Source organism: Acidobacteriota bacterium (assembly GCA_016712445.1).
Taxonomy (GTDB): Bacteria; Pseudomonadota; Alphaproteobacteria; order Caulobacterales; family Hyphomonadaceae; genus Hyphomonas.
Window position 1 is genome coordinate 2,006,441 of sequence record JADJRB010000001.1, and the last position, 13,339, is coordinate 2,019,779.

The 13,339-nt window shown below is 65.1% G+C and carries 12 protein-coding genes and 1 other RNA gene; 8 read left to right on the forward strand and 5 right to left on the reverse strand.

What is annotated here, in order from left to right; translation table 11 throughout:
- Positions 1-13: 13 nt before the first annotated feature.
- Positions 14-1,984 carry a S9 family peptidase gene (locus IPK75_10185; protein MBK8198730.1) on the reverse strand — a complete coding sequence of 657 codons (1,971 nt, stop codon included), beginning with the start codon at positions 1,982-1,984 and terminating at the stop codon, positions 14-16.
- Between the two features lie 226 nt (positions 1,985-2,210).
- On the opposite strand from IPK75_10185, the gene IPK75_10190 reads away from it, so the two are divergent.
- The 4 genes from IPK75_10190 (at position 2,211) to ffs (ending at position 5,478) form a co-directional block, all read left to right on the forward strand.
- Entirely contained in the window at positions 2,211-3,200 is a 990-nt protein-coding gene (locus IPK75_10190; GenBank protein ID MBK8198731.1) for a sigma-54-dependent Fis family transcriptional regulator, read from the forward strand.
- Positions 3,201-3,342: 142 nt separating this feature from the next.
- Positions 3,343-4,866: an aldehyde dehydrogenase family protein gene (locus IPK75_10195; GenBank protein MBK8198732.1), complete on the forward strand. Its 1,524-nt coding sequence runs from the start codon at positions 3,343-3,345 to the stop codon at positions 4,864-4,866.
- A gap of 105 nt (positions 4,867-4,971) precedes the next feature.
- The gene (locus tag IPK75_10200) at positions 4,972-5,328 is read left to right on the forward strand and encodes a DUF779 domain-containing protein (GenBank protein ID MBK8198733.1); all 357 of its coding nucleotides are present in this window, start codon (positions 4,972-4,974) and stop codon (positions 5,326-5,328) included.
- A gap of 57 nt (positions 5,329-5,385) precedes the next feature.
- An RNA gene (gene ffs, locus IPK75_10205) (signal recognition particle sRNA small type) lies at positions 5,386-5,478 on the forward strand.
- A gap of 3 nt (positions 5,479-5,481) precedes the next feature.
- On the opposite strand, the gene IPK75_10210 is transcribed toward ffs, so the two are convergent.
- Both IPK75_10210 and IPK75_10215 read right to left on the reverse strand, forming a co-directional pair.
- The gene (locus IPK75_10210; GenBank protein ID MBK8198734.1) at positions 5,482-6,084 is read right to left on the reverse strand and encodes a hypothetical protein; all 603 of its coding nucleotides are present in this window, start codon (positions 6,082-6,084) and stop codon (positions 5,482-5,484) included.
- Positions 6,069-6,509 (reverse strand): hypothetical protein, encoded by a 441-nt coding sequence (locus IPK75_10215; protein MBK8198735.1) that lies wholly within the window; start codon positions 6,507-6,509, stop codon positions 6,069-6,071. Before IPK75_10215 ends, IPK75_10210 begins: the two co-directional genes overlap by 16 nt.
- 253 nt (positions 6,510-6,762) lie before the next feature.
- On the opposite strand from IPK75_10215, the gene IPK75_10220 reads away from it, so the two are divergent.
- Positions 6,763-8,631 carry a ribonucleoside-diphosphate reductase subunit alpha gene (locus IPK75_10220; protein MBK8198736.1) on the forward strand — a complete coding sequence of 623 codons (1,869 nt, stop codon included), beginning with the start codon at positions 6,763-6,765 and terminating at the stop codon, positions 8,629-8,631.
- 445 nt (positions 8,632-9,076) lie between these two features.
- The gene (locus IPK75_10225; protein ID MBK8198737.1) at positions 9,077-9,826 is read left to right on the forward strand and encodes a DUF2219 family protein; all 750 of its coding nucleotides are present in this window, start codon (positions 9,077-9,079) and stop codon (positions 9,824-9,826) included.
- A 3-nt stretch (positions 9,827-9,829) separates the two neighbouring features.
- Here the strand turns inward: IPK75_10225 and IPK75_10230 are convergent, their stop codons facing one another.
- A complete protein-coding gene (locus tag IPK75_10230) occupies positions 9,830-10,456 on the reverse strand; it encodes a DUF1345 domain-containing protein (GenBank protein MBK8198738.1) in 627 nt (208 codons plus the stop codon).
- 109 nt (positions 10,457-10,565) lie between these two features.
- On the opposite strand from IPK75_10230, the gene IPK75_10235 reads away from it, so the two are divergent.
- A complete protein-coding gene (locus IPK75_10235) occupies positions 10,566-12,266 on the forward strand; it encodes a bifunctional lysylphosphatidylglycerol flippase/synthetase MprF (GenBank protein MBK8198739.1) in 1,701 nt (566 codons plus the stop codon).
- Here the strand turns inward: IPK75_10235 and IPK75_10240 are convergent.
- Positions 12,263-12,829 (reverse strand): NYN domain-containing protein, encoded by a 567-nt coding sequence (locus tag IPK75_10240; GenBank protein ID MBK8198740.1) that lies wholly within the window; start codon positions 12,827-12,829, stop codon positions 12,263-12,265. The two genes, IPK75_10235 and IPK75_10240, sit on opposite strands and share 4 nt — an antisense overlap.
- A 155-nt stretch (positions 12,830-12,984) precedes the next feature.
- On the opposite strand from IPK75_10240, the gene IPK75_10245 reads away from it, so the two are divergent.
- Complete coding sequence (locus IPK75_10245) at positions 12,985-13,335, forward strand: DNA-directed RNA polymerase subunit omega (protein ID MBK8198741.1); 351 nt, start codon at positions 12,985-12,987, stop codon at positions 13,333-13,335.
- Positions 13,336-13,339: the final 4 nt, after the last annotated feature.

A 13,339-nucleotide genomic window follows, 5' to 3' on the forward strand; every position in this document is an offset into this window, starting at 1 on the left:
GCGCTGTCCGGAACTATTCCGGGGCTTTGTCTTCTGCCGCGTCCGCCTTCTTCGCCGGATCATACTTCGCAAACCAGCCCATGATATTGTCCGTCTTCGCAATCAGGCGGCTCGGGCGTGAGGCGATATAGTGCGGTGATCCCGGCACGCGGATATACGCCGTGTCCACGCCATTCATCTTCAGCGCGGTGTAGAACTGCTCCGCCTCCCAGGCCGGTGTGCGCCAGTCTTCCTCGCCCACCATGATCATCGTCGGTGTCACCACCTTGTCGACATAGCGGATCGGTGAGAATTTCAGGAAGGCTTCCGGATCGGACCAGGGCTCGGCGCGTATCCAGTGACGGCGCACGACCTGCGCGATGTCACCGGCAAGCGCCATCGTCATCCAGTTGATCACCGGCTTGATCGAGGCCGCCGCCGCGAACCGGTCGGTCTTGGTGACGATCCAGGCGGTCAGGATGCCGCCGCCCGATCCGCCGGTCACGAACAGGCGTTTCGGGTCGACATAGTTGCGGGCAACCATCTCGTCGACGAAGGTCATCAGGTCGTCATAGTCATTGCCCGGATAGGCCTTGTCGATCTTCAGGGCGAAGTCTTCGCCATAGCCGGTCGAGCCGCGCGGGTTCGTCCACACGGTCACATAGCCCTCAGCCGCATAGCGCTGGATCTCGCTGCCCCAGAAGGGTCCGTACATGGAGTAGGGCCCGCCATGGATCTCGAGGATCATCGGGAAGCTGCCATCGGCCTTGAAGTCCGGCGGGAACGCAATCCAGCCTTCAACTTCCAGGCCATCGGCTTTCGAGGCGACCTTGATCTCCTCCACGCGCGCGATGTCGAGATAAGGCAGCACGTCCGCATTCAGCGCCGTCAGCACTTTCGCATTCTTGCCATCGGCGCCCACGACGCCGACTTCCGAAGGCCGGTCGGCGAAGCCCGCCGTGTAGGCCACCACCGGCTTCTTGCCCTTGCTGACCGAGAAGCTGCCTTCCGCATACGGACGGCCGATCGAGGCGCCGCCGATATTTGTCACCACCTGGCTGACCTTGCCCTTAAGGTCGATATTGAAGAGCGTCAGCACACCGTGGTCTTCCGACAGCACATACAGGCTCTTGCTGTCCGGCGCCCAGACGGTCTGGCCGATCTCGCCGGCGAAGTCTTCGGCAAGTGCGCGCTGGTTGCCGCCATCGGCGTCCATCAGGTAGAGGTCTGCCTGCTGGTAGGACAGCGTCTTGTCGTCAAAACCGAAATAGGCGATCGTCTTGCCGTCCGGCGAAACCACCGGGCCTGAGTCCGGTCCGTCGCGGGTCGTCAGCGGACGGACGGACAGATCGGACAGCTCGACCGCATAGATCTCGCTTTCCACCGGATCGAGGTCGGCATCCTCCGCCGCATTGCCCGAGACCAGCAGCGTGTCATTGTCGAGCCAGGCCGGGCGGCCCATCTCGGCATCACCGAACGTCACCTGCCGAGGCGTGCCGCCATCGACCGGCAGCACGAACACCTGCTCGGCGCCGTCCTTGAGATAACCCGCACCGTCGAAGCGGAAGGTCAGCTTGTCGAACACCTTCACGCCGTCATTCCAGGTCGCGCCTTCCGGCTTTGCCGGCGGCTTGGCGAAGGAAGGCGTCTCGCTGGACACGAACATGCTGAACGCGACGTTCTTGCCATCCGGCGACCAGACGGCCTGCGACGGACCTTCGAGGAACTGCGCGAGCGGGAAGCTGCGCCCGGTGTCGAGATACAGCACCCGGATCTCGGGCTTGCCGTCCGTGGAGGTTGAATAGATCATCCGCGATCCATCCGGCGACCAGCGCGGCGAGGAGGCGCCCGCGCCGCCCGTCACCAGCGGCCGGTTCGATCCGTCCGCGAGATCGAGGATCCATATCTGGCCCTTGTCGCGGTCCGTCATGCGGTCCATCGAATGGCGCACATAGGCCACCGTCTTGCCGTCCGGCGAGACTTGCGGATCGGTGGCGTATTCCATGTCGAACACGCGCTCGGCCGTGAAGCGTCTGGAGGGCGTTTCGTCGTCCTTGGCAAACGCGCCTTGCGAGACCAGCAGCGCGCAGGCGCCTGCCAGCAGGATGTTCCGGAGTTTCATTCTGTTCCCCATCAACCAGTTAGTCGGTGGCAAAGGCCTAGCAGCCTCGTCCGGCGGCGACAACACGCACCGCCTTTGACCGCATCCGCCGCCGTGATACGTTGAGGTCATGGACAGGAAGCCTGATCCCGGCCCCCCGCAGCGCACACCCGGCCACGCAGACCGCGTGCGCGAAGTCGCGATGTCGTCCAGCGCCGCCGCACGCTCCGCCATCGCCGCGTCCTGGGCGCGCTCGCTCACCACACACGGCCTCACGCCTGATGCACCGCACAAAGACGTCCGCATCGACGCGGCCAGCCTTGCAGAACGGCGCGAAGCGCTCGGCCGGATGCTGGCGATTTCCAATCCGGTGATGGACCGCCTGCACGCAAGCCTCGGCCTTGCCGGCTGCAGCATTTTCCTGTGCGATACCGGAGGCATCGTGCTTGGCCAGCGCACGCCGGATTCGGACGAAGGCACGTTTCGCTCCGCCGGCCTCTGGCAGGGCGCCGATTGGTCGGAAGCGGCGCAAGGCACCAACGGCATCGGCACCTGCATCGCCGAGGAGCGCGTGATCACGGTCTTCCGCGACCAGCATTTCCGCGACAGCAACACGGTGATGACCTGCATGGGCGCGCCGGTCTTCGACGAAGCCGGCGAGCTTGCCGCCGTGCTCGATGTCTCGTCCTGCCGCTCTGACCTCACGCAGCCTTTCGCCACGCTGATCGCGCAGACCGTCGCGGACGCAGCGCGCCAGATCGAAGCCGATCACTTCCAGAGTTTTTTCGCCGGCCAGCGCATCGTGCGCGGGCAGGGCGACGGCCAGCGCGGCGCTGTGCTGATTGCGGTGGATGCGGACGATCTGGTCATCGGCGCCACCCGCGCTGCGCGCCAGGTCTACGGCCTCGGCCGCGACACCTTCCTCAATCCGCGCCCTGCAGGCGATATCTTTGGCGACGCGGACCAGCGCGGTATCGGCCTCGACAGCGCCGAGCGCCGCGAGCTGAAACGCGCCATCGCCCGCGCCGAGGGCAACATGGCGGCCGCCGCCCGCGCCCTCGGCATCAGCCGCGCCACGCTCTACCGGCGCATGGAACGTCTCGGCGTCAGCCAGGACTGACGGAATCCGCGCTCACCTGTCTCACTCCTGAGACACTTGTCCGTCCGGCGCGCCCGCGCCCCCGATGACACATTCGCGCTCCGGCGCAATCATCCCCCCATGTCTTCGCACCAAGACGAAGAACCATCCGGAGGAAACATCAATGGCCGACACCCAGACCCTCGATTCCCGCTCGATGAAGTCGCCCTACAAGGCGCGTTACGACAATTTCATCGGCGGCAAGTTCACCCCGCCCAAGGCCGGGCGCTATTTCGACAATCCCTCGCCGATCACCGGCAAGACAATCTGCTCGGTTGCTCGTTCGGATGCGGACGATATCAACGCTGCGCTCGATGCCGCCCACGCCGCGAAAGACGCCTGGGGCCGCACCTCCGCCGCCGAGCGCGCGCTGATCCTCAACCGGATCGCCGACCGGATGGAGGAAAACCTCGAACACCTAGCGCTCTGCGAAACCTGGGACAACGGCAAGCCGATCCGCGAGACGATGGCCGCAGACCTTCCGTTGGCGGTCGATCACTTCCGCTATTTCGCGGGCTGCATCCGCGCGCAGGAAGGCGGCATCAGCGAGATCGACAACGACACGATCGCGTATCACTTCCATGAGCCGCTCGGCGTCGTGGGGCAGATCATCCCGTGGAACTTCCCGCTGCTGATGGCCGTTTGGAAACTCGCGCCTGCGCTCGCTGCCGGCAACTGCGTGGTGCTGAAACCGGCCGAGCAGACGCCCGCCTCGATCATGGTGTTCGCAGAACTGATCGGCGACCTCCTGCCGCCCGGCGTGCTCAACATCGTCAACGGTTTCGGCCTCGAAGCCGGCAAGCCGCTCGCTTCCAGCAAGCGCATCGCCAAGATCGCTTTTACCGGCGAGACGACGACGGGCCGCCTCATCATGCAGTATGCGTCGGAGAATATCATTCCGGTCACGCTGGAACTCGGCGGCAAATCGCCGAACATCTTCTTCGCCGACGTGATGCGCGAGGATGACGATTTCCTCGACAAGGCAATCGAAGGTTTCGTCATGTTCGCCCTCAACCAGGGCGAAGTCTGCACATGCCCGTCACGCGCGCTCATCCACGAGTCGATCTATGACCGCTTCATGGACCGCGCGCTGAAGCGTGTCGCCGCCATCAAGCTCGGCAATCCGCTCGACGCCGCCACCATGGTCGGTGCGCAGGCCTCCTCGGAGCAGAAGGAAAAGATCCTCTCCTACTTCGACATCGGCCGCCAGGAAGGAGCCGAAGTCCTGGCCGGCGGCAAGGCGGTCGATCATGGCGGCGACCTCTCGGGCGGCTACTACATCCAGCCGACCGTCCTGAAGGGTCACAACAAGATGCGCGTCTTCCAGGAAGAGATCTTCGGCCCGGTCGTCTCGGTCACCACCTTCAAGGATGCCGACGACGCGCTCGCCATCGCCAACGACACGCTCTACGGCCTCGGCGCCGGCGTGTGGAGCCGCGAGGCGAACACCTGCTACCGCTTCGGCCGCGCCATCCAGGCCGGCCGCGTCTGGACCAACTGCTACCACGCCTATCCGGCCCACGCGGCCTTCGGCGGATACAAGCAGTCCGGCATCGGACGGGAAAACCACTCGAAAATGCTCGACCACTACCAGCAGACCAAAAACATGCTGGTGAGCTACTCGCCGAAGAAACTCGGCTTCTTCTGATCGGCTGCGTCCCTACCACCCCCATGGCCGATGCAGGGTTCCGGCGCGCTTTCCTCCCAGATGCGCGCCGGAACTTTCCCTTTCGTCCGTAGCAGGAGGATCGTCATGAGCCCGCCGCGCGTTACTGCCACACCCGCCGCCCGCGACCTGATCGCCGAAATCCGGAAGGACCATCCGGAGATCCTGTTCCACCAGTCCGGCGGCTGCTGCGACGGGTCGAGCCCGATGTGCTATCCGGTTTCGGATTTCCGGATCGGCGAGGTCGATGTCTGCCTCGGCGAGGTCGACGGCGTGAAGGTCTACATCTCGGAAAGCCAGTTCGAGGCTTGGAAGCATACCCAGCTCATCCTCGATGTCGTTCCCGGCCGGGGCGGCATGTTCTCGCTCGACAATGGCCGCGAGCGCCGCTTCCTGTCCCGCGCGCGGACTTTCACCCCGGACGAGATCGCCGAACTTGGCTGACCGGCGTCTGCCGGTTGCCCTTGCGATTCGAATCGCCCCCGCGCATATAGCCCTCGGAGGCAGGCGGCGGACGGGTCGCTCGCCAATCGGGTCAGGCGGGGAACCGAGCAGCCCTAACGAGCTTCAGCCCGGGTCGCTCGCCTGTCTCCACCTTCAGCTCTTGTGAGGCCGCTCCGCCGCTATCACGGCCACTTCCTCGACGAGCGGGTTCTCCGAAATGTCCGACACCGAGATATAGACCCGCCCGAAGCGCTTGGTCTTTTCCGGCTGGATGTCGCCGCCGGCGCCCGCCGACAGCGCCCGCCAGACCAGTTCCGAACAATACACCGCATTGGTCGAGGCGAGCGAAAAGCCCCGGTCGAAGGGCAGGCCGATCTCGGCTTCTGCCTCCGCGAGATAGGCTTTGCGCTGGTCGCCTTCGAGGTGCACCTCATAGATGCCGGCGGTGTAGACGTCCGCCAGGAACGCGGCCAGCGGCACGCGGCGCACCTCGCCGGCCTCGCCCGGCTGGCCGGTATCGGCATGGATCACGTCGAACCCGCCGCCCGGATGCGCCGCGACGATTCCCACATGCCCCCACCGCTTGTCGCCCAGCGACCAGCCCGCCGCGACGCGGGTACCCGTGCCGGTCTCGGCGCCCTTGAAGATCAGGTCCCCGGCCTTGAGGCCGGTCAGCGCGTCCGGTGACACCTGTGCCTGCGCGCCCATGGCCGCCCAGAGGCAGGCCAAGGCCGCAGCGGTTATTTTCCGTAACATGCCGAAACGGCGGAATACCCCGTCTCGCTGACATTCGAATCGATCGCCGAGAAGGCGTCTTCAATGGTCGGCGAGCTCGCCAGCGCACCGATGATCGCATAGGCGTCCGAGCCCGGCATCTTCGGTCCGGAATAGGTGGCCGAGGCTTCGTCCCAGGAATTGTAGTCGATCGAGCGGGCCATGCACTCGCAGTCGTACTGGTAATAATACTGCTGATGGCCGCTCGCGACCGCCGATTCGGTGCGCGCGATGAGGGCCGGGCAGGTGTCGAAGGCCTGCTGCGCCAGCGTCGACATCGGCGCCGCCTCGTAAGGCGTCGTTTCGTACTGCGCCGGGCTGCCGGGGTTGCCGGAATGATTGTTGCCTTGCGAGGTGGCTGGAAGGACCATCGCCACCAGGGCAATCGCCACAAAAATGGGTTTCATGTTAGCGCCTTTCATGCGTCCCTTGCGCGACGCTACACTGGCTCTCAAATCCCCGCAACGCGGGCGATCCGGGCGCGTTGTTAACCTTTGATTCAGGAGTTTTCCACGCTTCTTTGACGGTTTTGCGAAATGGGCCGTTGACCGGAAATTAACCTTCGGACACTATATGTTGTGTCAGGGAAGAGGCGCCGGACCAGATGTGGTCAAACGCCCCGAGAATCCCAGTAATTGCAGGAAGATCAGGAGGGTCGCCATGTCGGCAACCAACGCCAAGTCCGTCGCCAAGGAAGCCGCTCGCAAGGGCAAACCCAAAGCCGGCGGAGAAGCCAGGATCGCGCTGGTCACCGGCCATGCCATCGTGACAGATCCGTCGCGCGATGCGCTGCTGACCGACTTTGGCAAGAAGACCCTCGACGACCGCTACCTGCTGCCCGGCGAAACCTATCAGGACATGTTCGCCCGCGTCGCCAACGCCTTCGCGGACGATGCCGGCCATGCCCAGCGGATCTACGACTATATCTCCAAGCTCTGGTTCATGCCGGCGACGCCTGTCCTGTCCAACGGCGGCGCCGACCGCGGCCTGCCGATCTCCTGCTTCCTCAACCAGGTCGGCGATTCGCTCGACGATATCGTCGAGACCTGGACCGAGAACGTCTGGCTCGCCTCCAATGGCGGCGGCATCGGCAGCTATTGGGGCAATGTCCGCTCGATCGGCGAGAAGGTCGGCCAGAACGGTCAGACGTCCGGCATCATCCCCTTCATCCGCGTGATGGATTCGCTGACGCTGGCGATTTCGCAGGGCTCCCTGCGCCGGGGTTCGGCCGCCTGCTATCTCGACATCCACCACCCGGAAATCGAGGAATTCCTTGAGATCCGCAAAGCTTCCGGCGACTTCAACCGCAAATCGCTGAACCTCCACCACGGCATCAACATCACCGATGCCTTCATGGAAGCCGTTCGCAACGATGAAGAGTTCCCGCTGATCTCGCCGAAGTCGGGCGAAGTCCTGAAAACGGTGAACGCCCGCAAGCTCTGGCAGAAGATCCTTGAACTGCGCATGCAGACCGGCGAGCCCTACCTGCTGTTCACCGACACCGTGAACAACGCCATGCCGGCGCACCAGAAGCGCCTCGGCCTGAAGGTCACCCAGTCGAACCTCTGCTCGGAAATCACTCTGCCGACCGGCGTCGACCATCGCGGCGTCGACCGCACTGCGGTCTGCTGCCTCTCGTCGGTCAATGCCGAGACCTTCCTCGAATGGTCGAAAGAGTCGATGTTCATGGAAGACGTGTTCCGCTTCCTCGACAATGTGCTGGAAGACTTCATCGAGCGCGCCCCGCCGGAAATGGCCCGCGCGGTCTATTCGGCCAAGCGTGAGCGGTCGGTCGGCCTCGGCGTCATGGGCTTCCACTCCTTCCTGCAGGCGATGAACGTCTCGCTGGAGAGCGCGACCGCCAAGGCGCTCAACATGAAGATCTTCAAGCATATCCGTCAGGGCGCCGATGCGGCCTCGGTGAAGCTTGCCAAGGAACGCGGCCCCTGCGAGGACGCCCGCGATGTCGGCATGATGGCCCGCTTCTCGAACAAGCTCGCCGTTGCCCCCACCGCCTCGATCTCGATCATCTGCGGCGGCACGTCGGCCGGCATCGAGCCGATCCCGGCTAACGTCTACACCCACAAGACCCTGTCGGGCTCGTTCACTGTGAAGAACAAGCAGCTGCAGGAACTTCTGGCCTCGAAAGACCTCGACACGCCGGAGATCTGGAACTCGATCCTCGAGCATGAAGGCTCGGTCCAGCACCTCGACTGCCTGACGCAGGACGAGAAGGACATCTACAAGACGGCCTTCGAACTCGACCAGCGCTGGATCATCGAACTGGCCGCCGACCGCACGCCGTTCATCTGCCAGTCGCAGTCGCTGAACCTCTTCCTGCCGGGCGACATCAACAAGTGGGACCTGCACATGCTGCACTGGACCGCCTGGGAACGCGGCCTGAAATCCCTCTATTACTGCCGCTCGAAATCGGTCCAGCGCGCCGCCTTTGCGGGCTCGGAAAAGGCTGAAATCGAGAAGATGGACGTCGAAAGCACCGATTACGACGAGTGCCTGGCCTGCCAATAGGTCGTTTTCGGCCCCCAAAACCTTAATTTTGACGGCTCGCCGCAAGGCGGGCCGTTCATCTTTTGGGTGCGGGCGCGAGATGCCCCATTTTCGCCTTTTATCTCAACCGGTTAACAGGGCGGGGGTCCGCCCTGGCGCGGAACTTGCGAGAAAAATCGGCGAAAAACCGGAACTTGTGGCCATGTCCGTACGTTGCGGCTTCGTATCACTGAATTAATCTTTGGTGGTTTTAAAGATGGTTGGGGCCGCCGCGCCTTCATGATAGGTTAGACATACAGGGTCATTTTCTTACGCAAGTGGAGTAAGGATTTAGGCCGTGAGAGGTACTAGGGTAATGGTGTTCGCGCTTGCTACCAGCCTTGTCACCCTGGCTTGCCAGGGATGCGTCTCTTCAGCAGCCGCCGGCTACGGATATTCCGAACCGGCCGCTGAACAATCACTCGGAATGACCCTCGCTGTGCCCGGCTCCTTCGGAGGCGGGGCATTGAACTCACCGTCCGCTTCCGCCCTCGCCGGAAACGCCATGCCGGCGATCCTGCCGGCCGGTCCGGATATCCGCCTGAGCGGGCAGGGCGCTGACATCTCGGTCTTCGCGACCGCCCCCGCGCCGTCCGCCTTCAGCCTCACCGGCTCGGGCCTCAGCGGCACGCCGCAAGCCAGCAGCAGCTTCGGCTGGAGCGGCAACCCACTGCTCGCTTCCGTTGCCGCCGATGTCGCCACCTCGCGCTACGGCCAGCCCGATCCTGAATACAACGACATGTCATTCGGCCTGGCGCTTGCCGCCACCAGCGGCCAAACCGGCCTCGGCTTCGATGTCGGCCTTGCGCCGCGCGTCGCCATCCGCGAAGGCGGCGACCTGTCCGCCCAGCGCGTCGGCGGTGAAGTCCGCCTCGGTCAGGGCCTCGGCCTCGACTCCGGCAAGGCGCCTGAAGGCTGGTACGTGTTCGTCGGCGCCGATGGTGAAGCCCTCGTCTGGGATGCTGACGTCCAGCGCATTGGCATGAGCAGCTTCTCCGACATGCAGATGACCGACCAGCTTACCGTCGGCGACCTGCAGGCCGGCGTCTCGATCCAGCGCGGCGGCGGCGAGCTGTCGTTCAGCTATATCCGCCGCGAAATCGAATTCAGCGACCGCAACAAGAGCCTGTCGGACTCGGAAGACTTCGCCGGCATCACCTTCACGATGCGCCGCTGATCCTCAGATGATCCCGGCCGTGATGTTCACGGCCAGCGCCAGGACGCCCAGATTGAAAAAGAAAGCCGCGACGCCATGCACCGTCGCGGTTTTTCGCATTGTAGGGTCATCGATCGCCACATCCGACACCTGACAGGTCATGCCGATCACGAAGGCGAAATAGCAGAAGTCGGCGAATGACGGTTCGTCCGTGCCCGGAAAGTCCAGCCCCTTGCTGTCCTTGCCGTGAACCTGGTCGTAGTAGAGGTGCGAATAGTGGAACGCCAGCACCAGGTTTGCGAAAACCCAGGCGAGCACCAGCGTGCCGAGGCTGAGCGCAATATCGCTGCCCGATGAGGCAGTGCGTCCCGACAACATGATCGCTGTGGCCACCAGCACCGCCACGAAGGACGCCGCCGTGACCACCAGAAGCAGCACCCGGCCGCCATCATCGCGCGCGCCGCGCCGCCGGGCGGCGCCGGCGCTGTCTTCGCGCCAGAGGGGGATGCAGGAAAAGATGAAGACAAGCGCGGCCAGGTCAAAGCCGCCCACCAACGCCCGCTCGGGCGCGAGCACCGCCAGCGACAGGCCCGTGGTGAGGATGAAGACCGTGAGGAAGGCCGCGAAGCGGGGATGCGGAAGGGTCGGCATGCCGCCAGCCTTACAGCCATCCCCGCACGGGCAAAAGGGCGCAGCCGGGCAGGGCTTGAGGCGATGCAGGGATCGGCCCATGCTGCCCGCCTGATCTGAAGGGCAAGGCGTGAGCGACGACACTTCCTCTCCGGACGCCTCGGCGCCCGCGCCGGCCGGCGCCGCTGCGGCCAGCGTGCGTGGGGGCGAGTTCGGCTGGCGGGTGTTCGTCGATGCGATGGTGCCGCCGGTCGCGGCGGTCGTCTGTTTCGTCATCGGTGTGCTGCTGATCTTTTCGGCGGCGCAGCCGAGCCTGCCGGCCCGGATGGAAGCGCTGCTCGCCTGGTCCGGCGTCGCGGTGGCCGAGCTTTCGCACCTGATGGCCTCGATGGTAGGCATGCTGCTGCTGTTCCTCGCGGCCGGCATCTGGCGCCGTATCGATGCGGCCTACTGGATGGTGCTGGCGCTACTGGCGGCGGGCGCCGGGTTCACGCTGCTCAAGGGGCTGCACTGGGAGGAATCGCTGATGCTGGCGCTGGCGGCGCTCGCGCTGCTGCCGTTCCGCGCCAGTTTCTACCGGCAGGGCCACCTCACCGGAAATCTCCTCTCCGTCCCCAGCGTGCTCGCCATGCTGGCGGTGGCCGGCATCGCCGTCGGCATCCTGCTCGCCGCCTACCGCGACGTTCCCTATACGGACGACCTGTGGTGGACCTTCCTCGGCGATTCCGATGCGCCGCGTTCGATGCGCGCGCTCGCCGCTGCGGTGGTCGGCGGCCTGCTGGTCGCGGGTTGGCAGGTGGCGGGCGTGCGCCAGACCGGCGGCGCCGATGCCGGCGATCTCGCGAAAGCCGCCGCCATCTTCGCGTCGGCGCCCGAAGGCCATGCCGACGCCAACCTGATGTTTTCCGGCGACAAGTCCTTCGTCTTCACGCCGTCCGGCCGCTCGTTCGTGATGTACCGCCCGCGCGGTGGGCTATGGGTCTCGATGGGCAATCCGGTGGGCGATCCGGGTGAGACGGTCGCCGCGCTCACCGCCTTCCATGAGGCCGCCGACCGGGCCGGCAAGTCACCGGTGATCTATGCCGCCGGGGGCGACCTGCTGCCGGCGCTGGTCGAACTCGGCTACGTCATCCGCAAGATCGGCGAGACCGCCTGCGTCGATGTCCAGGCGTTCAGCCTGCAAGGCCCCGCCCGCGCCCGCCTGCGTCAGGCCAACAACCGCCAGCTCCGTGATGGCTGGACCGTCGAGGTGATCCCCGCTGGCGGGGCCGCGCCCTGGGAGGCGCTGAAGCGGGTCTCGGATGCCTGGCTCGCCGACCAGTCCGGCCGCGAGAAGAGCTTCTCCCTCGGCCGGTTCGACCTCGAATACCTGTCGCGGTTCCCGGTCGCGCTGGTGCGCAAGCCCGGCGCGCCGCCGGTCGCCTTCGCCTCGCTCTGGCCCGGCCCCGGAGGGCGCGAGATCGCGGTCGACCTGATGCGCCATACGAAGGAGGCCCCGAACGGGGTGATGGAATTCCTGTTCATCGGCCTCCTCGACTGGGCCAAGGCGCAAGGCTTCCAGACGCTGGACCTTGGCATGGCGCCATTGTCCGGCATGCGGGCAGGGCGCTTCTCGCCGGCGCTCTCCAAGATCGGACAGATCGTCTACGACCAGGGCGAAAGCCTCTACGGCTTCCGGGGGCTCAGGGCCTACAAGTCGAAGTTCCAGCCGGACTGGCGGCCCCTGTTCATCGCGGCCCCGCCGCGCGTGTCCCTGCCGGTGGCGCTCGCGGCCGTGGCGCTGCTCACCTCCGGCGGCGTACGTGGCCTGCTCGGCCTGAAGGACGGCTAGTCGCCGCTGTCCGGTTCCGCTTCGGCGGTGTCGCGGCGAGGGCGGGCGACCAGTTCGCCAAGGTCGGTCAGCTCGATGAAGGCATCCGCCTCCCGGCGCAGCTCGTCGGACAGCATTGGCGGGGTGGCGTTCAGCGTCGAGACCACCGAGACGCGCACGCCCTTGGCCTTCACGGCCTCCACCAGCCGCCGAAAGTCCCCGTTGCCGCTGAACAGCACGATATGGTCGGCCCAGCCGGCCGCCTCCAGCATGTCGACCGCCAGTTCCACATCCATGTTGCCGCGCACCCGCTTGCGCCCGTCACGGTCAACGAACTCCCGCGCGGCCTTCCGCACCACGTTGAACCCGTTATAGGCCAGCCAGTCGACCAGCGGGCGGACCGGGCTGTACTCGTCGGACTCCACCAGGGCAGTATAGTAATTCGCCCTCACCAGCCGCCCGCGGGCCTGGAACTCCTTGAGAAGCTTGCGAAAATCGATTTCCAGCCCCAGCGCCCGCGCCGCCGCGTAGAGATTGGCGCCGTCGATGAACAGGGCGATGCGCTCATCCTTGTAGAAGGCCATTGGCAAGGTCCTTTAACTGCAATAGGAGGGGGGCCAATCGATTGCCCGGACGATCAAAGCCCTCCGATTACCGGTCCTTGCCAAAGCCTGCAAGGATGGGTTGCCGGGGTGTGCTGCAGCGCATATAAAGGGCGGTTCACAGGAGAATTGTCCGAATGGCACGCGTCACCGTCGAAGATTGCATCGAAAAGGTCCCGAACCGGTTCGAACTGGTCCTTTTGGCCGGCCACCGCGCGCGGATGATCCGCGAAGGCTCGCCGCTGACGGTTGACCGCGACAATGACAAGGACCCGGTCGTTTCGCTGCGCGAGATTGCCGATGCGTCGATCGACCTGAAAGTCGTCAAGGAAGCCCTGATCTCCAACCTGCAGGACATCCGTCCGGGCGAGGAGAACGAGCGCGAGGCCGACCGTCAGGCCCTCATGGCGTCGCCGGCTGCGACCGAGGACGATGTCCTGCGCGCCTACCAGGCTGAAATCGAATCCGGGCGCGACGATCGCCTCTAGGAGC